Here is a 12,185-nt window from a genome sequence, read left to right on the forward strand (position 1 = left end):
GATAGAACGATGAGCAAAAAAGGCACGATCCGCACCGGCATTGGCGGCTGGACCTTCGAGCCATGGGAAGGTACGTTTTATCCCGACAAGCTGGTGAAAAGACGCCAGTTGGAACATGCCAGCCGTCAGCTGACCGCCATCGAAGTCAATGGCACGTATTACGGCAGCCAGAAACCGGAGACCTTTGCCAAATGGGCATCCGAGGTACCGGATGGTTTCATCTTTTCGCTGAAAGCGAGCCGTTATGTGACCAATCGAAAGGTACTCGCCGAAGCCGGTGACTCGATGACGAAGTTTCTGACACAAGGCTTGACGGAGCTTGGCGACCATCTTGGGCCCATACTCTGGCAATTCGCGCCGACCAAAACGTTCGATCCGGATGATTTCGCAGCCTTTTTGGAGCTGTTGCCGGAAAAACAGGATGGCCTGACGCTTCAGCACGTCGTCGAAGTCCGCAATCCGAGCTTTCAGGTGCCAGAGTTCATCGACTTGCTTGCTAAGCACAAGGTTGCCGTGGTCTGCGCCGACCACCACGAATATCCGATGTTGCCGGATGTGACGGCTGATTTCGTCTATTGCCGCCTGCAAAAGGGTGAGGATGATATCGAGACCTGCTATCCGGAAAAGGACATGAAGGCCTGGGGTAAACGTCTCGAAACCTACGCGGAGGGTGGTGCGCCAGATGATCTGCGGCTGATCGCGCCGGATCGCAAGGCGGACAAGAAGGCGCGCGACGTGTTTGCTTTCTTCATCACCGGCGGCAAGGTCAATGCGCCCAACGGTGCGCAGCTGTTGCAGACGCTCGTTTAGAGCCGCCTTTACACGGCGATTCTGTCGGGAGCAGCATCGAAATTGATGGCCGCAAAAGCGGCCGCAATAACCTCGGGGCCTGCACCTGGTTTTGTGGCATCGCTAGAGAGGATCTGGCGAAAGCGGCGTGCACCCGGTAGCCCCTGAAAAAGACCAACCATGTGGCGAGTAACATGGTTCAGCCGACCTCCCTTGGCGATGTAGTCGCTGGCATACGCCATCATCCTGTCGCGCAGATTCGACCAATCCGGCGTAGTCTGTGCCTCGCCGTAGATGCGGTGATCGACTTCGGCGAGAATGGAGGTGTTGTGATAGGCCGTCCGGCCCAGCATGACGCCATCCATATGCTTCAGATGCTCTTCGGCTTGTTCAAGATCGGTAATGCCGCCGTTTATGCCGATGAAAACGCCGGGGTTCTCCTGTTTCATATTATAAACGAGTGCGTAATCCAGCGGCGGCACATCGCGGTTTTCCTTCGGCGACAGGCCTTGCAGCCAGGCCTTGCGGGCATGGATCCACACCGCATCTGCCCCTGCCGCGACAACGCGCGCAATAAAGTCCGGAAGCACCGTTTCGGGTTCCTGATCGTCCACCCCGATTCTGCATTTGACGGTGACAGGCACCGTTGCAACCGCCTTTATGGCCGCTACGCAGCGGGCGACCGTTTCCGGCTCTCGCATCAGGCAGGCACCGAATGTGCCGGACTGGACCCGGTCTGAGGGGCAGCCGACATTGAGGTTGATTTCGTCATAGCCATAATCGCTGGCGATCTTCACCGCTTTAGACAGCTTTGCCGGGTCAGAGCCACCGAGTTGAAGCGCCACCGGATGTTCCTGGAGGTGGTAGCCAAGAAGCTTGTCGCGCTGCCCATGAATAATCGCATCGGCCACGATCATTTCAGTATAGAGCAGCGCATGGCTGGAGAGCTGCCGGTGGAGGAAACGACACCTGGTATCCGTCCAGTCGATCATCGGTGCTACGGCGAAAATCTTGCCGCCGGTTACGAGCGCTTGTTTGTACATGAGTAACGAAACCTTTTTCTGCGGGGGCTTCTACCGCAATGTGCTCAGGAAAGCCAGTTTTCTGCCAAGCCCGATTTTAAACTGGAAATCCCGGCAGAATCGCGGGACAAACGTCATCTGAAATCAGGAGCCAGACCCATGTCCGCGACCGTCATTCCCGTCCCACCAACCACTCTGTTGCCCGTGGAGGGCACGGATGAGACATTTCCGGTGCGCCGGGTCTATTGCGTCGGCCGCAATTATGCCGACCACGCGATTGAGATGGGGCATGATCCGTCTCGCGAGCCGCCCTTCTTCTTTCAGAAGAACCCGGACAATCTGCTGCCAGCGGGCAAGGTTTTCCCCTACCCTGCACTGTCTTCGAATGTGCATTACGAGGTGGAGTGCGTGGTCGCTCTGAAAAGCGGCGGCTCGGATATTTCGGTGGATGACGCGCTGGAGCATGTCTGGGGTTATGGCGTCGGGATCGATATGACGCGCCGCGACCTGCAGGATGCGCTGAAGAAAATGGGCCGCTCCTGGGAAAGCGCCAAGGCATTCGAATTTTCCGCACCCGTATCGCCGCTCGTGCCAGCCTCCAAAATCGGCCACCCGGCAAAAGGTGCCGTCTGGCTTGAAGTAAACGGCGAGCGCAAGCAGACCGGCGATCTCGATCAGATGATCTGGAAGACGGCGGAAATCATTGCCGAGCTTCCCAAGCTGTTCACGCTGGCAGCTGGCGATGTCATCATGACCGGCACACCGGCGGGTGTCGGGCCGATCGTCGTGGGTGATCGTATCGATTGCGGCGTGGATAGCGTTGGAACGCTGTCCGTGAAGGTCGCTTAAGCGAGGAGAAGACATGCCGCTTTACAGGCTCGGAGAACGCGTACCGCAAACCCCTGCCCGTGAAAGCTACTGGGTGGCGCCCGATGCCAATGTCATCGGGTCCGTCATTCTTGGTGAGGACGTTGGCATCTGGTTCGGCGCAACGCTGCGCGGCGATAATGAGCCCATCACGATTGGGCGCGGCAGCAATATTCAGGAAGGGGTGATGGTGCACGCCGATCCCGGTTTTCCGGCAACGATTGGTGAAGGTTGCACCATCGGCCACCATGCCATCATCCACGGCTGCACGATTGGCGACAACTCGCTGGTCGGCATGGGCGCGACCGTGCTGAACGGCGCAAAGATCGGCAAGAACTGCCTTGTTGGAGCCAATGCCTTGATTACGGAAGGCAAGGAATTTTCCGACAACTCGCTGATCGTCGGCTCGCCTGCACGCGCAATTCGCACATTGGATGACGCGGCGGTCGAAGCATTGCGGATGTCGGCGGAAAATTATGTTCGCAACTGGCAGCGTTTCGCCGAGGATTTACAGCCGCTCTGACCCGCGCTCAGGCGGCGCAGGCTTCGCACAGGCCGCGAATTTCAATTGTGGTCTTTTCCGCCTTGAAGTGACGCTTCTTCGCCCACTCGCCCAAACGGTGATCCACGTCGTGGTCATGAAACTCCGTCACCTGGCCACAGGCATTGCAGATGGCGAAGGCCACGGTGCCATGGTGATGCGTGCAGCAATCCGACTTGGTGTGCGAACAGGCCACGAAAGCATTGAGGCTTTCCAGCCGATGCACCAAGCCAAATTCAATCAGCTTTTCCAGCGCGCGATAGACCTGAAGAGGGGCGCGAAAGCCTGCATCGCGTAGTTTGTCGAGAATGACATAAGCGCTGAGCGGCGCTTGCGAACGGGTCAGCGCATCGTACACCAGAGACTGGTTGCGGGTGAGGTTCTGTGTGGTCATGAACGGCCTCCTTGCTCTGCCTTGCGCGCCAGTTTTGGCGTGGGCAGAAGACTCAAGATGAAAAGCATAACGGCGGCAACGACGATGGATGGGCCGGATGGGGTGTCATAATTCAGCGAGCCGAAGAGGCCGCCCACCACCGCTACCGCGCCGATCAGAGAAGCCAGAACGGCCATGATTTCAGGCGTGGATGAAAAACGACGTGCGGTGGCTGCCGGTATGATGAGCAGAGAGGTGATCAGCATGATGCCGACGATTTTCATGGCAATGGCAATGACAAGCGCCATCAGCAACATGAACAACAGCTTGGATCGCTCCGGCCGCATGCCTTCGGCTTCCGCCAGCTCTGCGTTCACGGTCGAGGCCAGCAGCGGCTTCCACAGATAGGCAATGGCGAACAGCACCACTACTCCGCCACCCCAGATGAGATAGATATCCGACACGGAGACAGCGAGAATATCACCAAACAGGAAGGCGACGAGATCGATGCGGACCCATGTCATGAAGGCAACGATGACGAGACCGAAGGCAAGCGCCGAATGCGAGAGAATGCCGAGCAGCGCATCTGACGATAAAGCCTGACGGCGTTGCAGGAACAGCAGAATGAGCGACACGACAGACGCGACGATGAAGACGCTGACGATCAGGTTCAGCTGTAACAGCAAAGACAGCGCGACGCCGAGAAGCGCCGAGTGTGCCATGGTATCCCCAAAATAGGCCATGCGCCGCCAGACGACGAAACAGCCCAACGGACCCGCCATCAGGGCGACGCCAACACCGGCAACCATGGCTCGCACGAAGAAATCGTCAAACATGCTTGGCTCCCTTGGCGTGATGGTCGTGGCGAGCGTGATCGTGACTGTGATCATGCCCGCAACCGCATGCATCCTCCTCGCTCCCGTGCTCATGCACATCATGATGATGACCGTCATCGGGGTGGCAATGGTCTGTCACCGAACCATCGGCATGTTGCACGCGACCATCCGGCAGATGCGTGTGATCGTGGTCATGGCTATACACCGCAAGCCCACGCCCCGCAGCCCCGCCGAACAGCCGCATATATTCTGGGCTCTGGCTGACGACCTGTGGGGTGCCGCGGCAGCAGACATGGCCGTTGAGGCAGATCACCGTATCGGTCTCGGCCATCACCACATGCAGGTCATGCGAAATCAGCAGAATGCCGCAGCCGGTGGAGTTGCGGATATTCTTGATGAGATCGTAAAGCGCGATCTCGCCGGAAAAATCCACGCCCTGCACCGGCTCGTCCAGAACCAGCAAATCCGGTTCGCGGGCAATGGCGCGGGCCAGCAGCGCACGCTGAAACTCGCCGCCGGACAGATGCTGCACTTCGGCCTTGGCCAGATGCGCGATGCCGGTGGCGTTGAGAGCCGCATCGATTTCGCGTGCGGGAAGCTGTCCGGTCAGCGTCATCAGCCTGCGCACCGTCAGTGGCATGGTCCAATCGACGGACAGTTTTTGCGGCACATAACCGACCTTCAGCCCGGTAACGCGCGACACGTTGCCCTCGTCCGGTCTCAGCACGCCCGTCGCCATTTTGGCGCTGGTGGATTTTCCGGAACCGTTCGGGCCGATGAGCGTCACGATCTCGCCGCGGCTGACGGAAAACTCCACGCCACGCACCAGCCAACGCCCGCTGCGCTTCACGCCCGCATTGGAAAGGGAGACGAGATGTCCGTCACTTTTGACTGGCGAATGAAGCATGTGTTTTTCCGATTGTCGGTGTTGCCTAGGGCTATCGCATACGTTATAGCGTTACGCAACATATGTAATAACATAACAAATCCATACAAGTGGAGCATACCACATGAAAACAATCGTCACGCTTCTTCTCGCCTCCGCAGCCATGATTGCGTCTTCGAACGCCATGGCAGCGCCCAATGTGGTGGTGTCGATCAAGCCGATCCATTCGCTGGTTGCTGCCATCATGCAGGGCGTGGCAGAGCCGGAGTTGATTGTCGATGGCGGTGCGTCTCCGCACACCTACGCGCTTAAGCCTTCTAATGCTCGCGCCATCGAGGGTGCGGATGTGGTGTTCTGGGTTGGTGATGGGCTGGAAAAGTTCCTGGAAAAGCCTCTTCACTCGCTGGCAGGCAAGGCGACGGTTGTCGAACTGGACGATGCGAAAGGCCTTGAAAAACTGCGCTTCCGCGAAGGCGGCCCGTTCGAAGGTCATGACCACGGCGAACACGAAGGCCACGACCATTCAGCAGAAGCTGGCGACGCTCACAGTCATGAGGACGGGCATGATCATGAAGAGGGCGAATACGACATGCACCTCTGGCTAGACCCCGCCAATGCAAAGGCGATGGCTGTCGAGATCGAGAAGACGCTGATGACGGTCGATCCGGCCAATGCGAAGACCTATCAGGAAAATACCAAAACGTTGGTGGATAATCTCGACGTGCTGGACAAGGAAATTGCAGAAACCGTGGCGCCGATCAAGGACAAGCCTTTTGTCGTCTTCCACGATGCCTATCAGTATTTCGAACACCATTACGGCGTGAAGACCGCAGGCTCGATCACCGTCAGCCCGGAAAGCATTCCCGGCGCCGAGCGCATCAAGCAAATCCATGCGAAGGTGAAAGAACTGAACGCAACATGCGTCTTTGCCGAACCGCAGTTCGAGCCAAAACTGGTCAACGTCGTGATCGAAGGTACCCAGGCAAAGTCCGGTACGCTCGATCCTGAAGCGGCAACGCTCGAGGCTGGCCCTGATCTCTACTTCAAGCTGATGCGCGGTATCGCGACCTCGCTGAAAGACTGCCTGTCATAAAAATCCAGTCACGGAACGATGGAGCCGTGACAGAAAATATTGCCCTTGAAACGACTGCGGCCGTGGACATGATCCACGGCAGCAGGTGTTATGAAGAGATGGATCAACGGCTGCTGGAAAGGCCGATAATGATGCCGTTGACAGCGTTGATCAGAAGATACTGGTTGTCGACGCGCACCCAGCGCTGACCACGACCTGGCTCTCTCAGATTGTGACGACGATAGTCACGACGATCTACCATATGACGACGTTCCGCCGCTGACAGACGCTGGCCACGATCCCAACGGTGCTTCTTGATGATCACCTTCTTGGTGGTCACAGAGCGTTCCATTCTGTGGCCGGGGCGGTCATCATGACGGCTCTGGGCCTGAGCTGCCAAGGGAGCTGTAAGAACCGTTGCAGCGAGAAGGATGGATAGAAACTTTTTCATCGGTATTTCCTTTCGTAAAGTGATGAGCAGACCATATCGTCACAACAATGAACGGAAACTGAACCGGGGAATTACAATTCTGTAATGGTTGTTAATGCTTAGCGTCGTCAATTAAAGTTCCTCAATAAAAAAGCCGCCCCCGGATGTGTTCAGGGGCGGCTCATTTTTCTATTTCGCCCGTTCGGCAGACTTGGCCCACAGATTGATATCTGCATCCTTGGCAAAACGGTCGATTTCCGCCAGCTCGTCCGCAGTAAAATCGGGCTTGTCGAGCGCCTTCACGCAATCCTCTACCTGCTCGGGACGGCTGGCGCCGATGAGCGCGGTGGTGATGTGACCGCCACGCAGAACCCAGGCAATGGCCATCTGCGCCAAGGTTTGTCCACGGCGTTCGGCAATTGCGTTGAGACCGCGAATGTTTTCGATGTTGCGTTCGTTGAGGAAAGCGGGGTTGAGCGACTTACCCTGGCTGGCGCGGCTCGTGTCCGGCACGCCGCCGAGATATTTCGTGGTCAGCATGCCCTGCGCCAAGGGTGAGAAGACGATGGAGCCGATGCCCAGTTCCTCCAGCGTATCGACCAGACCATCCTCTTCGATCCAGCGATTGATCATAGAGTAGCTGGGCTGGTGGATGATGCAGGGCGTTCCGAGATCCTTCAGGATGGCTGCGGCCTCACGGGTGCGCTGCGAGTTGTAGGAGGAAATGCCGACATAAAGCGCCCTGCCCGACCGCACGATATGATCCAGCGCGCCGCAGGTTTCTTCCAGCGGGGTATCTGGGTCGAAGCGGTGCGAATAGAAGATATCCACATAGTCCAGCCCCATACGCTTCAGGCTCTGGTCGCAGGACGAAATCAGATATTTGCGGCTGCCCCATTCGCCATATGGACCGGGCCACATATTGTAACCGGCCTTCGAGGAGATCACCAACTCGTCGCGATAACCGGAGAAGTCGGTCCGCAAGATTTCACCGAAGGCTGTCTCGGCGCTGCCGGGCGGTGGGCCGTAATTGTTGGCAAGATCGAAATGGGTGATGCCGAGATCAAACGCCTTGCGGCAAATATCCTGCTTTGTTTTATGCGCAAAATCATTGCCGAAATTGTGCCACAGGCCCAGCGAGATCGCTGGAAGTTTTAGGCCGGATGTGCCGCAATGATTGTATTTCATGGACGCGTAACGGTTTTCAGCCGGTTGCCAAGCCATGGATAGTCCTCCCTAAACTGCTGGTGCCTTGCGCAGAGTGCGCAGGCCTTGATGTGGTTGGTGAAACCTAGAGACTGCGTTCGCCTCAATCTTGAGATTGCGACGAATACAGGTCGAAGATCTTGAAGGATGGACGGGACATCTCATTCCTGTCCTTGGGTGAAAATACGATGCGCCGTGTCTCGCCTGCTGCCAGATCGAACAGATTGTCGGAATAACGCCCGGCCACATCGGCTTCGATCATCACGAAAAGCGCAAGCCCGGCCGCTGTAACCTCCACCTCGAACTGACCGTCATCCAGCGGTTTGACACTGTGCTCCAGGCCGGAGGATTGCAGGTCCAGCGCCTTATAGGTCTGCGGGACGTGGTGCCCCTCGCCGGTCATGCCGTTGGAAGCGATGAAGTTCCAGGACAGCAAAGCGCCATCGGCAAGTTGGTGCATGTCGATGTCCGTCATGGTCACGGCTGCATCCGGGCCGCAGGTGCCGCTCGCGGATTTTAGCGGCGTTCGCGTTCCATCGGTCGAGAGCGCGAAGATGTTCATATCGATCTCCACTTCATCCGCCGTATCGTTGACGGTGGAAAACCGCACCGTGCTGCCGTCATCGGATGGAATGGCAGCAACGGTGACTGGCTGGAAGAAACGCCGCGCGGCGTAATGCAGGGCTTTCCAGCTGCCGCCATAGTCGAGGCTCGACCATGATGCCACCGGCCACGTGTCGTTCAGCTGCCAATACAGCGTACCCATGCAATGGGGTTTCAGAGAACGCCAATATTCCACCGCCGTTTTTATGGCGAGTGCCTGCTGCACCTGGCTAATATAGACGAAATTCTCGAAGTCCTTGGGGAAGCGGAAATAGCGGAACATGGTCCCGGCAATGCGCTCGTTGCCACCGGCATTCTTTTGGTGAAGCTCGATCACCGGTGAGGAGATATTCATGTCCTTTTCATCTGCATAGGTGCGGATAACCGGCATCGATGTGTAGGATTGGAAACCGAACTCCGAGCAGAAGCGCGGCTTTACGGCACGGTAATTGTCGAAGGATTTGTTTTCGTGCCAGACAGACCAGTAGTGCATATCGCCCGAGCCATCAGCATGCCAGGCATCGCCATAATCCATGTAGCCGGACGCGGGGCTGGATGGCCACCACAGCGCCGACGGCGCGGCTTTCTTCAACGCCTTCTCGATCGTCCGGTTCAGCCGATCATAGGCCACCAAATAGCGATCGCGATTGTCGCGGGATTGATCGAACCAGGTGAGAGCACCGACAAGCTCATTATCACCGCACCACAGCGCTATAGACGGATGCGAGGACAGGCGCTTCACCTGATAGGTGACTTCGTGCTCGACGTTGTCCAGAAAATCTTCGGTACAGGGATAGAGATTACAGGCGAACATAAAGTCCTGCCACACCATCAGCCCCATCTGGTCGCACAGATCGTAGAACCAGTCCTGCTCGTAAAAGCCACCGCCCCAGACGCGGATCATGTTCATATTCGCTTCGACAGCCGAAGACAGCAGATCCTCGGTCTTTTCGCGGCTGCTCAGCGAATGCAGCGCATCGGCCGGAATCCAGTTCGCACCCCGGCAGAAAATCTCCCGGCCGTTGACGCGAAAGGCAAAACGGCTGCCCGCCTCGTCCTTGTCCGTCAGCACCTCGATGGTGCGAAAACCGATCTGCCGCTTCACGACTTCGTCCGGCAGTTCCACTGTCAGCGTGTAGAGCGCCTGCTCGCCGCTGCCTGCTGGCCACCAGAGTTTTGGCTTCTCGACAAAGAAGACATGCCGCAGCACGGTGTCTCCGGCATTGACGCCGCAATCCAGACGCAGCCTTTCATCTCCAAGCATAAGGTAAATGGGCACGCTCGCCGCCTGTGCGGCATGAAGCGTGACCTCCACATGCAATTCTACACCGTCATTCCCATGGTGCTGCAAGGTGCTGACACTCTCGATCCGCGCCGTATCCAGCCGCCGCAACGCTATGTCGCCATAGATGCCGAGCGGTGCGAGTGCGATATTCCAGTCCCAACCGAAATGGCATTGCGGCTTGCGCAGCATGTTGCCGTGCGGAATGGGTGAGTTGCCGGGGTGGTAGGGCACATAAAACGGCTGCGCCGCCTGCCGTTCCGCACCCGCCTTGATGCTGGAATGGAAATGGATGCGGATGGTGTTTTCGCCCGGCACCACAGCGCTGGAGACATCCGGTCTGTAACGGCGAAAGCAATTATCGGCTGAGAGCACCGGAACGTCATTCAGGAAGACCACGGCGACCGTATCGAGATAATCGACATCCAGATACCAACTGGCATCGGCATCAGCGATGTGAAAGCGGCGTTCGATCATCCAGTCCCGCTCAGCTACCCACTGCACGTCATTTTCGTTTCGCCCGAAATAGGGGTCGGGAATGATCTTCGCCTCACGCAGAGCCGTGTGCACATCGCCTGGAATGGTGATGCGAGCATGATGTTCACCCTCAGCGCATGAAAGTTCCCATTCCCCGGAAAGGTCGATCGTCACGTCGTGTGCATAAGATGATGTCATGTCCTGCCCTGTCATTTCGCCATGCCGCATCGGAAGACGGATGAATCATGGCGCTACGGCAACGTCGTATGATTGCCCCTGCGACGCGCGATGGACGCGCATCAATCTCCACGAAACACCAGATCATCCTCCCAGCGGCAACGTTACCGGAAAATTTTCTAGAGGTCACCAAGGTATTGAAAGTGATAGACGACGCATTGGGAAGTCGCACCGAACCTATCGCGACCGGCAATCGTTTATCTAAAATAAAATAAATAATATCATGTATATAGATAATTTTCTTAATGTGAAAACGGGATCAATTATAGCCTTCATAACGAGTCATTTTTCTTACCAACGGCGGTAACGGTCCTCCCCTGATTCTGCCAAAATCACGCATTCACCGCTGTATCGTTACTGCTCGCTACCACGCAATCCGCACCCAAAGCGGCTCTGCGCTTTGCAACGGTCGAAAAGCGCTCTACCATATCACGAGAACGTATGGTGAGTGGCGACATGAATGACAGCATAAAACCCGGACAGAGCGGCCAGCCATTTGCGGGTTACGAGCGCCCCACCCTCAAGACGATCGCCTATATGACAGGCCTCGGCATCACCACCGTATCCCGCGCCTTAAAGGATGCACCGGATATCGGCGCCGAAACCAAGGAGCGTGTGCGCCAGGTCGCGCAACAGATCGGTTATCAGCCGAACCGTGCCGGCGTACGTCTTCGCACCGGCAAGACCAATGTCATAGCTCTGGTTCTCAGCGTCGATGAAGAGCTGATGGGCTTCACAACCCAGATGGTGTTCGGCATTACCGAGGTGCTAGCCAGCACCCAGTATCATCTGGTCGTCACGCCGCACACCCACGCCAAAGACCCGATGATCCCGATCCGTTATATTCTGGATACGGGCTCGGCCGATGGCGTCATCATCTCAAAAATGCAGCCGGACGATCCGCGTGTGCGCTTCATGACGGAGCGCAATATGCCCTTTGCTGCCCATGGGCGCACCGAGATGGGCATCGAGCATCCCTATCATGATTTCGACAACGAGGCTTACGTCTATGAGGCGGTCAAACGGCTGTCGCAATGCGGGCGAAAGCGCATCGCCGTTCTTTTACCACCTAAGCAGTTTTCCTATCACGACTTCGCCCGGCGTGGCTTTGAGCGCGGCTTGCGCGATTTCAGTGTTGGCGAGTTTGCGCTGAACGGCATCATCAGCAACGACACGCCATTGGACCAGATCAAGGAGGTCAGCCAAACGCTGATGAGCGCACCGGATTGTCCCGACGGGCTCGTCTCGATCAGCGGCACATCCACCATCGCCTTCATCGCAGGTGTTGAGGAAGCGGGGAAAAAGGTTGGCAAGGATATCGACGTCGTATCCAAACAATCTGCAGACTTTTTGAACTGGCTTCGTCCGGAAATTCACACGGTGAATGAAGACATCAAGCTGGCGGGCCGTGAACTGGCCAAAGCCCTGCTGGCGCGCATTGACGGAAAGCCGGTGGCGGGCTTGCAAACCTTGAGCCAGCCCGTCTGGTCCAGTCGCACCCCCAAATTCGGCGCATAGAAAAGGCCCGGAGCGATCCGGGCCTCTTGTTCGAATATCGTGTGAA

Annotated in this window: 12 protein-coding genes; 5 read left to right on the plus strand and 7 right to left on the minus strand. The window is 57.1% G+C overall.

Annotated features, from left to right (window positions below):
• Positions 1–9 precede the first annotated feature (9 nt).
• Positions 10–810, plus strand: coding sequence for a DUF72 domain-containing protein (locus tag RRU01S_RS11950; RefSeq protein ID WP_045230494.1), 801 nt, complete (start codon positions 10–12; stop codon positions 808–810).
• A gap of 8 nt (positions 811–818) precedes the next feature.
• Here RRU01S_RS11950 and dusA read toward each other — a convergent pair whose 3' ends face one another.
• Complete coding sequence (gene dusA, locus RRU01S_RS11955; protein ID WP_045230495.1) at positions 819–1,832, minus strand: tRNA dihydrouridine(20/20a) synthase DusA; 1,014 nt, start codon at positions 1,830–1,832, stop codon at positions 819–821.
• 138 nt (positions 1,833–1,970) lie between these two features.
• On the opposite strand from dusA, the gene RRU01S_RS11960 reads away from it, so the two are divergent.
• Together RRU01S_RS11960 and RRU01S_RS11965 are read left to right on the plus strand one after the other, a co-directional pair.
• Complete coding sequence (locus tag RRU01S_RS11960; RefSeq protein ID WP_045230496.1) at positions 1,971–2,660, plus strand: fumarylacetoacetate hydrolase family protein; 690 nt, start codon at positions 1,971–1,973, stop codon at positions 2,658–2,660.
• A gap of 13 nt (positions 2,661–2,673) precedes the next feature.
• Positions 2,674–3,201: a gamma carbonic anhydrase family protein gene (locus tag RRU01S_RS11965; RefSeq protein ID WP_045230497.1), complete on the plus strand. Its 528-nt coding sequence runs from the start codon at positions 2,674–2,676 to the stop codon at positions 3,199–3,201.
• Between the two features lie 7 nt (positions 3,202–3,208).
• Here the strand turns inward: RRU01S_RS11965 and RRU01S_RS11970 are convergent, their stop codons facing one another.
• Genes RRU01S_RS11970 through znuC form a run of 3 tightly spaced genes read right to left on the minus strand, consistent with a single transcriptional unit; the run spans position 3,209 to position 5,335 of the window.
• Positions 3,209–3,613, minus strand: coding sequence for a Fur family transcriptional regulator (locus RRU01S_RS11970; protein WP_045230498.1), 405 nt, complete (start codon positions 3,611–3,613; stop codon positions 3,209–3,211).
• The gene (gene znuB, locus RRU01S_RS11975) at positions 3,610–4,428 is read right to left on the minus strand and encodes a zinc ABC transporter permease subunit ZnuB (RefSeq protein ID WP_045230499.1); all 819 of its coding nucleotides are present in this window, start codon (positions 4,426–4,428) and stop codon (positions 3,610–3,612) included. Before znuB ends, RRU01S_RS11970 begins: the two co-directional genes overlap by 4 nt.
• Positions 4,421–5,335, minus strand: a complete 915-nt coding sequence (gene znuC / locus RRU01S_RS11980) for a zinc ABC transporter ATP-binding protein ZnuC (RefSeq protein WP_045230500.1) — start codon at positions 5,333–5,335, stop codon at positions 4,421–4,423. The genes znuB and znuC overlap by 8 nt, the downstream gene beginning before the upstream one ends.
• 103 nt (positions 5,336–5,438) lie before the next feature.
• Here znuC and znuA point away from each other — a divergent pair, with 103 nt between their 5' ends.
• Positions 5,439–6,407 carry a zinc ABC transporter substrate-binding protein ZnuA gene (gene znuA, locus RRU01S_RS11985; protein WP_045230501.1) on the plus strand — a complete coding sequence of 323 codons (969 nt, stop codon included), beginning with the start codon at positions 5,439–5,441 and terminating at the stop codon, positions 6,405–6,407.
• A 103-nt stretch (positions 6,408–6,510) separates the two neighbouring features.
• Here znuA and RRU01S_RS11990 read toward each other — a convergent pair whose 3' ends face one another.
• The 3 genes from RRU01S_RS11990 to RRU01S_RS12000 form a co-directional block, all read right to left on the minus strand.
• On the minus strand, positions 6,511–6,837 hold the full coding sequence (locus RRU01S_RS11990) for an RcnB family protein (protein WP_045230502.1): 327 nt from the start codon (positions 6,835–6,837) through the stop codon (positions 6,511–6,513).
• Positions 6,838–7,005: 168 nt separating this feature from the next.
• Positions 7,006–8,040 (minus strand): L-glyceraldehyde 3-phosphate reductase, encoded by a 1,035-nt coding sequence (gene mgrA / locus RRU01S_RS11995; protein WP_045230503.1) that lies wholly within the window; start codon positions 8,038–8,040, stop codon positions 7,006–7,008.
• An 85-nt stretch (positions 8,041–8,125) separates the two neighbouring features.
• Positions 8,126–10,597 (minus strand): beta-mannosidase, encoded by a 2,472-nt coding sequence (locus tag RRU01S_RS12000; protein WP_045230632.1) that lies wholly within the window; start codon positions 10,595–10,597, stop codon positions 8,126–8,128.
• Positions 10,598–11,077: 480 nt separating this feature from the next.
• Here RRU01S_RS12000 and RRU01S_RS12005 point away from each other — a divergent pair, with 480 nt between their 5' ends.
• Complete coding sequence (locus RRU01S_RS12005; RefSeq protein ID WP_045230633.1) at positions 11,078–12,139, plus strand: LacI family transcriptional regulator; 1,062 nt, start codon at positions 11,078–11,080, stop codon at positions 12,137–12,139.
• Positions 12,140–12,185 lie beyond the last annotated feature (46 nt).

This window comes from Agrobacterium rubi TR3 = NBRC 13261, assembly GCF_000739935.1.
Classification (GTDB): domain Bacteria; phylum Pseudomonadota; class Alphaproteobacteria; order Rhizobiales; family Rhizobiaceae; genus Agrobacterium; species Agrobacterium rubi.

What these genes read in the sequence shown, in the direction of transcription:
- znuC (WP_045230500.1), bottom strand. Translation starts at nt 5,335, where the DNA reads ATGCTTCATTCGCCAGTCAAAAGTGACGGACATCTCGTCTCCCTTTCC.
- RRU01S_RS11950 (WP_045230494.1), top strand. Translation starts at nt 10, where the DNA reads ATGAGCAAAAAAGGCACGATCCGCACCGGCATTGGCGGCTGGACCTTC.
- RRU01S_RS11960 (WP_045230496.1), top strand. Translation starts at nt 1,971, where the DNA reads ATGTCCGCGACCGTCATTCCCGTCCCACCAACCACTCTGTTGCCCGTG.
- dusA (WP_045230495.1), bottom strand. Translation starts at nt 1,832, where the DNA reads ATGTACAAACAAGCGCTCGTAACCGGCGGCAAGATTTTCGCCGTAGCA.
- RRU01S_RS12000 (WP_045230632.1), bottom strand. Translation starts at nt 10,597, where the DNA reads ATGACAGGGCAGGACATGACATCATCTTATGCACACGACGTGACGATC.
- znuA (WP_045230501.1), top strand. Translation starts at nt 5,439, where the DNA reads ATGAAAACAATCGTCACGCTTCTTCTCGCCTCCGCAGCCATGATTGCG.
- RRU01S_RS11965 (WP_045230497.1), top strand. Translation starts at nt 2,674, where the DNA reads ATGCCGCTTTACAGGCTCGGAGAACGCGTACCGCAAACCCCTGCCCGT.
- mgrA (WP_045230503.1), bottom strand. Translation starts at nt 8,040, where the DNA reads ATGGCTTGGCAACCGGCTGAAAACCGTTACGCGTCCATGAAATACAAT.
- znuB (WP_045230499.1), bottom strand. Translation starts at nt 4,428, where the DNA reads ATGTTTGACGATTTCTTCGTGCGAGCCATGGTTGCCGGTGTTGGCGTC.
- RRU01S_RS11970 (WP_045230498.1), bottom strand. Translation starts at nt 3,613, where the DNA reads ATGACCACACAGAACCTCACCCGCAACCAGTCTCTGGTGTACGATGCG.
- RRU01S_RS11990 (WP_045230502.1), bottom strand. Translation starts at nt 6,837, where the DNA reads ATGAAAAAGTTTCTATCCATCCTTCTCGCTGCAACGGTTCTTACAGCT.
- RRU01S_RS12005 (WP_045230633.1), top strand. Translation starts at nt 11,078, where the DNA reads ATGAATGACAGCATAAAACCCGGACAGAGCGGCCAGCCATTTGCGGGT.